The sequence below is a fragment of the Leptolyngbya sp. FACHB-36 genome (assembly GCF_014695955.1).
GTDB lineage: Bacteria > Cyanobacteriota > Cyanobacteriia > Leptolyngbyales > Leptolyngbyaceae > FACHB-36.
This window is the reverse complement of record NZ_JACJPG010000614.1, coordinates 1-7,419: the sequence shown is the minus strand read 5'-3', so window position 1 is coordinate 7,419 and position 7,419 is coordinate 1. Positions and strand designations below refer to the sequence as shown.

The following is a 7,419-nucleotide window of genomic DNA, read 5'->3' as shown; positions in this document are numbered from 1 at the left end:
GCTTATTGCATCGAGTACTCAATTGAAGCAGAGACACACTCGCAATTCCTTACAGCCCGTCAGCAGGCGATCGTGTTAAACGTTGTTGATGAGCAACTTGCGTTCCAGCTCACCATTGAGACGAAGAATCAAAACCCGATGCGTTCGAATTTTCCTGGTCCCTGAGAACACTACTGCTAGCTCAAACTCATTACATTTTGTCGAGCGCGATTGACTTGGTCAGAGGCATGATCCCAAATCTCCCAGATCGAGAAGCGAAGTGACACTTTTTTACCGTTAGAGTAGGTCTTTACTCGATATTTTCCCAACAGCGTCGAGCGATCGGTCAGCGAAACAGGAACCTGTTCATTAAACAAGTCATCGTAGAGCCATCGATCGTTCTCCTGCTTAAAGGCGAGATAGGACTTCCACAGATTTAGCGCAAATTGATAGTCCTTAACTGCCTCAGACAAATCTGCATAAACGCGATGATTCTTTGCCCCCGGTTCGCGGGCGAGTTGCGCTAGCGACCCCTCCAGCGTCTGAACGAGGTCAGCGTACTCCCGATACTCAATGCCAACCTGCTCCACCGTTTGACCTGCCAGCGCCTGCGTGGGAAGTCGATTCAGCCGTGTGGCAACGTCCGCAAACTGCCGTAGCGTCGTTAGCGCTTTGGCTTCTGTTTCCATCCGGCGAGCAATCGCGGCTTGGCTGGCTCGGTAGGTCGTCAATTTCTTGCGGCTTTGGGCAGCAACCGCTGTTGTGCTGGGAATCGATTGCAGCAGGTCGATCGCCTCTTGCCACTTTTCGTGCGCCCGCTGCCAAACCTTGAGCGAATGCGGCGGATTTTGCCCAGTGACTGCCGCTTGCCATGCCAACGTTTGCGCGGCTCCCAAACTGGTACGGGCGGCTTGCTCGCTGTCTAGGCGACGGCTAATTGCCGTATAGTTCGCCTGATAAGTTTGTAGCTGCTGGGTTGCCTCAACGGCGACAGGTGCGTTGGACGGAATGGCCTCCAACAGCCGAATCGCTTGCCGCCATTTCACCTTTGCCTGCTGCCATACCTCAACCGCATGGGGTGGACGGCGAACAAGCACAGAGGCGTCCCAGGCAAGCTTGCGGGCGGCGGCTAGTTTTTCGGTGGCGGAGAGCGTATCGCTAGGCTCCGACATCTGAGAAACAGCAGCAGGCAGAAGGCGATCTTTGAGAACGTAACCTGTCAGCAGGGCAACACTTGCCGATAGAGCGATCGTCAGACGCAACCGTTTCATGAGAAATTAGGGGCTGGAGTCACATAGAGACGCTGCCATTGCTGGCGAGGAGGGGCAGGGCGGAGCTAGAAAAGGAAGCGCGACGGAGCACTACAATGGGTAGATCCGTCATTTAGCGAAGTGTGATTTATGCACCACACTCAGTGACAATGCGGTTGGACCCTATTCACACCATAGTTATTTCATGTCTGTTCGTCAAAGGCTCTACGAGGGCAAAGCCAAAATTCTCTACACCACCGACGATCCGGACGTGCTGCTGTCGTACTTTAAGGACGATGCCACCGCCTTTAACGCCCAGAAGCGCGGCACGATTCAGGGCAAGGGTGCCGTGAACTGCGCGATCACCGCTCATTTATTTCGGCTGCTAGAGGAGCAGGGCATCCCTACCCACTTTATTGATCAGTCGAGCGATCGCGAAATGCAGGTGCGATCAGTTAAGATTTTGCCGCTGGAAGTCGTTGTCAGGAACATTGCAGCGGGGAGTCTCTGTCAACAAACAGGACTTGCGCTAGGCACAGTGTTGAACCAGCCACTGGTGGAGTTCTACTACAAAAACGATGCGCTGGGCGATCCGCTGCTCACGCGCGATCGCCTTCTGCTGCTGGAACTGGCGACCCCAGACCAGCTAGACGAGCTGCGATCGCGGGCGCTGCAAATCAATCAGGTTCTGACCGACTTCTTTCAGCAGTGTGACATTACCCTGGTCGATTTCAAGCTGGAGTTTGGGCTGGATAAGCACCAGCGCCTAATTCTGGCAGACGAAATTAGCCCAGACACCTGCCGCCTGTGGAACCAAGCCGAGACGGACCCCGATCGTCGCGTCATGGACAAAGATCGCTTTCGTCGGGACTTGGGGGATGTTGAATCTGCCTATCAACAAGTTTTGAAGAAGATCAGGAGCCCTAAACAATGAATGTTGAAGTTGTTAGGTTGCATGCTGTAATTCAAAATTCATCCCTCGAAATTTTTAATCCATTAGGTATAGGTACCCAATGCGGTAAAATTGCACAGTTTGCCTTAGATCACCCTCTCGACTGATACTATTTTGTGCAGCCTGCGTTTAGCAAGGCGTGGTGTGTGGACGTGCCAACTTATCTGAACAACATGCGCTTATCTCCAGTTTTGGCGGCATTTCTTGCCACTGCGACGACTCTTAGCTTGTCTAATTCTGCAAAAGGACAGGTAACGGCAGCGGCTGAACGTCAGCCTGCCGCAACCGCTGCAAATTCGGCGATGTCCAATCCGCGTGCAGCCGTCAAGCCTGCTGCGCCAGAAGTATTTGGGAATGCGAGTTCGATCGGCATTCTGACCGCGCCCGCTCGTCTGTCACAAGCGCAGCCATCGACGCAGCCAACGCCCCTGCCTCCCACGGGAACCGAAGCGACGCCTCAGCAAGAAACGCCCGATCGCATTCAGATAGGTCCCGCGCCGCAGCAGGCACCCGGCATTCCGACGCCCAGCACTCCGGCACCCACGCCAACGCCGTCGCCTGCCCCTGCCGACCCGACCACTCCGGCACCCACGCCTGCCGAGCCAACTGCACCGACGCCCACGCCTCCGACCACTCCACCCACTGCTCCACCAGCGACTCCAGCGCCTACGGCGGAACCAGAGGCTCGTGTGCTCGTGGCCGAGGTTGCGATTCGGGAGGCAAAAGGAGCCACTCTGGACGCCACAGTTCTGGACGAAGTGTACCGTGTGCTCCGCACGCAGGCGGGCCGGACAACCACCCGTTCCCAGCTTCAGGAAGACATTAACGCGGTGTTTGGTACAGGCTTCTTCTCAAACGTGCGGGCGGTTCCAGAGGATACACCGCTTGGGGTGCGGGTGACGTTCGAGGTGGAGCTAAACCCGGTGCTGCAATCCGTGCGCGTTGAGGGAACGCAAGTCCTGCCGCAGCAAGTTGTAGATGAATCGTTCCGCGACCAATATGGTACGGTGCTAAACCTGAATCGCTTACAGGAAGGCATCAAGCGCGTGAACAAGTGGTACCAGGACAATGGGTATGTTCTGGCTCAGGTGGTCGGCTCACCCAGAATTGCACCAGACGGGATCGTCACGCTGGAGATTGCAGAGGGTGTTGTCGAGAATGTTCAAGTCCGCTTCACCAATAAGGAGGGGGCAGACACGGACCCCAAAACCGGGCAGCCCATCCGAGGACGGACCCGTGAGTTCATCATTACTCGCGAATTTGAGCTAAAATCTGGCTCCGTATTTAATCGCAATATTGCAGAGCGAGATTTGCAGCGGGTGTTTGGTCTGGGCATTTTTGAGGACGTGAGGCTGTCCCTCAATCCAGGTCAAGACCCACGCCGAGTGGTGGTGGTAGCAAATGTGACTGAGCGTAACACTGGCTCGATCGCAGCAGGCGCAGGGATTAGCTCGGCGAGCGGACTGTTCGGGACCTTGAGCTACCAGCAGCAGAACTTTGGTGGAAACAACCAGAAGCTGGGAGCCGAGATTCAGATCGGTCAGCGGGACTCGCTGTTGTTCGACCTCAGCTTTACCGATCCGTGGATTGCAAATGATCCGTACCGCACGTCCTACACGCTGAACCTGTTCCGGCGACGCACGATTTCGTTGATCTTCGACGGGGGCGATCCCGAAGTTCGACTGCCAAATGGCGATCGTCCCCGCGTAACTCGCACAGGCGGCGGGATCAGCTTTTCTCGCCCGCTGAGCCGGGATGTGTTCCGCCGATCGCAGTGGACTGCCTCGCTGGGGCTGCAATACCAGCGCATCTCGATTCGTGATTCTGAGGGCGATCTTAGCCCTAGAGATGAGCTGGGCAACACCCTGAGCTTCAGCGGGGACGGCAGAGATGATTTGTTCACGGTCCAGTTCGGCGCGGTGCGCGATCTGCGCAACGATCCGCTGCGTCCAACCCAAGGATCGCTATTGCGCATCGGGACAGAGCAGTCGATCCCGATCGGCAGAGGCAATATTCTCCTTAACCGCCTCCGCGGCAGCTACAGCTTCTACATTCCCACACGGCTTTTGCGCATATCTCCAGGATGCCGCAGCGTAACTTCCACCGCAGCGGAGTGTCCTCAGGCATTCGCCTTCAACATCCAAGGCGGCACGGTTCTGGGCGATTTACCGCCCTATGAGGCGTTCTCGCTTGGAGGCAGCAATTCAGTGCGGGGCTACGATGAAGGCGATCTAGCGAGCGCTCGCAGCTTTATTCAGGCAACAGCAGAGTACCGCTTCCCAATTTTCTCGGTGGTGTCTGGTGCGCTGTTCGTCGATGCAGCGACTGACTTTGGCTCCAGCGACAACGTTCCGGGAAATCCGGGCGGCGTACGAAACAAGCCAGGAGCCGGAATTGGTTACGGATTGGGCTTGCGAATTCAGTCACCACTGGGTCCGATTCGGATTGACTATGGCCTTAATGACGAGGGCGACAGCCGCTTCCACTTTGGAATTGGAGAGCGCTTCTGATGCAGGAAGGAATTCGGGATCAGGAGCTAGGCAGCAGCGAGGTAGATGCTGAGCCATTTCAGCAGACGCTAGCAGCGGAGTTTACTCGATCGGGAATCGGCTTACACACTGGAGTCTCGGTCCAGGTGCGGGTGCTGCCAGCTCCGGCGGGTCGGGGACGCTACTTTGCCCGGACCGATTTACCTGATGTACCCGAAGTTCCGGCAGACATTAACGCTGTGCAGGACACCACCCTATCAACCGAGATCGGGCGTGATAGGGCAAAGGTGCGCACCGTAGAGCATCTTTTGGCGTCACTAGCGGGAATGGGCATCGACAACGCCCGTATCGAACTCGACGGACCGGAAGTGCCGCTGCTGGACGGCTCGGCGACCGAGTGGGTGCAGGCGATCGCGCACTCCGGTATTCGGCGTCAGTCAGTTCCCCGGTTTACCTGGACAGTGCTAGAACCCGTGTGGGTGCGGGACGGAGACGCCTTTGCAGCCGTGCTTCCGGCGGCTGAGACGCGCTTTACCTACGGCATTGACTTCGAGGTGAGCGCGATCGGCAATCAGTGGCATAGCTGGCGACGCTCAGACTCCTTTGCGGACGAGCTTGCCCCCGCTCGCACCTTTGGGCTGCTACATCAAATTGACTACCTGCGCGAGAAAGGCTTAATTAAAGGCGGCAGCCTTGACAATGCCTTGGTTTGCGGTGCGGATGGCTGGATTAATCCACCGCTGCGATTTCCAAATGAGCCAGCGCGTCATAAACTTTTAGATTTAGTAGGAGACCTCAGCTTACTGGGGCAATTCCCCATCGCTCATGTGATGGCATACAAAGCCAGCCACAAGTTGCACACCCAGCTTGCTCGATCGCTGGTTCGGTTCCGCCCCTAAAGTGGGTGACGCCACTCGTTTCTTCTCTTTTCTTCTCCGCCCTTCTATTGAAACCCTAACTCATGTCGATTCTCACTGACGCTGATCCTTCTGGTACAGTTCCCAACCACATCGATCCCCACAATTCTGCAGCAGCCAACATGGTTACAGGTGATTCCTCCGCGGACGCTGACTCGATTCTCACCATTGAAGATATTCACAAGCTGCTGCCTCACCGCTATCCCTTCTCGTTGGTCGATCGCATCATCAAGTACGTGCCAGGAAAACTGGCGATCGGCATCAAAAACGTCAGCTTCAACGAGCCTCACTTCCAGGGGCACTTTCCGGGCAGACCCATTATGCCCGGTGTCCTGATTGTCGAAGCGATGGCGCAGGTGGGCGGTGTCGTTCTGACCCAGATGGCAGATGTGCAAGATGGGCTGTTTATGTTCGCAGGAATTGATAAAGTGCGGTTCCGCCGTCCGGTGATTCCTGGCGACCAATTAGTGATGACGGTGGAACTGTTGTCGGTTAAGCGGCGTCGGTTTGGTTGGATGCAGGGACGAGCAGAAGTTGATGGTCGGCTCGTTGCTCAAGGCGAACTGATGTTTTCGTTGGTGGATTAGAAAGTTTTGAGTTCGCGCGCCCAGTTCAAAACTCGCAATTCATCTCTCACTCACTTCTTATGGCGACCTTAATTCATCCGACGGCTGTAATTCATCCCGGTGCTGACCTGCATCCCACCGTGCAGGTTGGTCCCTATGCCGTAATTGGAGCCAAGGTGAAGGTTGGTCCCGAAACGACGATCGGTGCCCATGTGGTGCTGGACGGCTGGACGGAGATCGGCGCCCGCAACCGAATCTTTCCAGGTGCGGCGATCGGGCTAGAGCCACAGGACTTGAAGTACGACGGCTCCGAGAGCTTAGTCACGATCGGCGACGACAACTGCATCCGCGAATACGTCACGATTCATCGCGCTACGTTCGCGGGCGAAGTGACCGCCATCGGTAACCACACGCTGCTGATGGCGTATACCCACGTCGGGCATAACTGCGTCGTCGAAGACCATGCCATTATCACCAACTCAGTCGCGCTGGCGGGACACGTGCACGTGGAAGCGTGGGCGCGGATTGGCGGTGTGCTGGGCGTGCATCAGTTTGTTCGTGTTGGACGCTATGCCATGATTGCAGGCATGAGCCGGATTGAACGAGATGTGCCGCCCTACATGCGGGTCGAGGGCAATCCGGCGCGGGTGCGATCGTTAAATGTTGTTGGACTGAAGCGAGCAGGGTTTGCCGATGCCGAGGGCGGCGGCAGCTTCGAGGCGCTTAAACAAGCGTATCGCCTGCTGTATCGCTCTGGGCTGACGCTTACCGAGGCGCTAGACAAAATTGACGCGCTTGACGATGAGCACGTCCACTACCTGCATCGGTTTTTGCAACTGTCGCAGCAGCCTAATCGGCGGGGACCCACGTCGGGACGACGGGTGAGGGATGAGGAGTGAAAAAGCAAATTTTTATTAGCACCGGGGAGGTGTCTGGGGATCTTCAGGGATCCCTGCTGATTGAGGCGCTGAAGCGGCAGGCCCTAGACCTTGACCTAGAACTCGAGATTCTGGCGCTGGGGGGCGATCGTATGGCAGCCGCTGGAGCCAAACTCTTGGGGCATACCAGCGCGATCGGCTCGATGGGGATTCTGGAGTCGCTGCCCTTTGTGCTGCCGACGCTGCAGGTTCAGCGACAGGCAAAGCAATATCTCCAGCAGCACCCGCCGGATTTGGTGGTGTTAATTGACTACATGGGACCCAACCTTGCCTTTTGCGAGTATTTGCCGGAGCAGTTTCCGGGGGTGCCCGTGGTGTACTACATTGC

Annotated in this window: 6 protein-coding genes and 1 pseudogene; 6 read left to right on the top strand and 1 reads right to left on the bottom strand. The window is 56.5% G+C overall.

The window, feature by feature from the left end; genetic code table 11:
* Positions 1–176: 176 nt before the first annotated feature.
* Positions 177–1,250 (bottom strand): hypothetical protein, encoded by a 1,074-nt coding sequence (locus H6F43_RS18465; RefSeq protein ID WP_190344181.1) that lies wholly within the window; start codon positions 1,248–1,250, stop codon positions 177–179.
* 184 nt (positions 1,251–1,434) lie between these two features.
* Between H6F43_RS18465 and purC the strand changes: the two genes are divergently transcribed.
* The 6 genes and pseudogenes from purC to H6F43_RS18435 all read left to right on the top strand — a co-directional run.
* A complete protein-coding gene (gene purC / locus H6F43_RS18460; RefSeq protein ID WP_190344179.1) occupies positions 1,435–2,163 on the top strand; it encodes a phosphoribosylaminoimidazolesuccinocarboxamide synthase in 729 nt (242 codons plus the stop codon).
* Between the two features lie 191 nt (positions 2,164–2,354).
* The gene (locus H6F43_RS18455) at positions 2,355–4,691 is read left to right on the top strand and encodes a BamA/TamA family outer membrane protein (protein WP_190344183.1); all 2,337 of its coding nucleotides are present in this window, start codon (positions 2,355–2,357) and stop codon (positions 4,689–4,691) included.
* Positions 4,691–5,569 (top strand): UDP-3-O-acyl-N-acetylglucosamine deacetylase, encoded by an 879-nt coding sequence (gene lpxC, locus H6F43_RS18450; protein WP_190344177.1) that lies wholly within the window; start codon positions 4,691–4,693, stop codon positions 5,567–5,569. Before H6F43_RS18455 ends, lpxC begins: the two co-directional genes overlap by 1 nt.
* 140 nt (positions 5,570–5,709) lie before the next feature.
* Positions 5,710–6,174, top strand: a complete 465-nt coding sequence (fabZ, locus tag H6F43_RS18445) for a 3-hydroxyacyl-ACP dehydratase FabZ (protein ID WP_199290437.1) — start codon at positions 5,710–5,712, stop codon at positions 6,172–6,174.
* A 59-nt stretch (positions 6,175–6,233) separates the two neighbouring features.
* Positions 6,234–7,052, top strand: a complete 819-nt coding sequence (lpxA, locus tag H6F43_RS18440) for an acyl-ACP--UDP-N-acetylglucosamine O-acyltransferase (RefSeq protein WP_190344173.1) — start codon at positions 6,234–6,236, stop codon at positions 7,050–7,052.
* Positions 7,049–7,419: pseudogene (locus H6F43_RS18435) on the top strand (lipid-A-disaccharide synthase); the annotation flags it as partial. The gene lpxA and the pseudogene H6F43_RS18435, both read left to right, overlap by 4 nt.